1 protein-coding gene is annotated in these 201 nt (G+C 70.1%); it reads left to right on the top strand.

Translation table 11 applies throughout. From position 1 onward, the window contains the following. A partial coding sequence (locus CWM52_RS26595; RefSeq protein ID WP_206057743.1) for a hypothetical protein occupies positions 1-201 on the top strand: 201 nt, incomplete at both ends.

Below are 201 nucleotides of genomic sequence, written 5' to 3'. Positions count from 1 at the left end.
CCTGTGGCACTGGCGCCGTTTGCTCCCCGGTGGCGCTGCGCTTACCGGGGCTACGTGGGTGCGGTGTCTGGCTTGATCGCCTGGCGTATTGCCCTGCGGCGGGCCTGTGGCACTGGTGCCGTTTTGCTCCCCGGTGGTGCTGGCGTCGTTTGCTCCCCGGTGGCGCTGCGCTTACCGGGGCTACGTGGGTGCGGTGTCTGG

It is taken from the genome of Raoultella sp. T31 (genome assembly GCF_002806725.1).
Lineage (GTDB): Bacteria > Pseudomonadota > Gammaproteobacteria > Enterobacterales > Enterobacteriaceae > Klebsiella > Klebsiella electrica.
The sequence above is the reverse complement of the archived record's forward strand: the minus strand, read 5'-3'. Positions and strand labels throughout refer to the sequence as shown.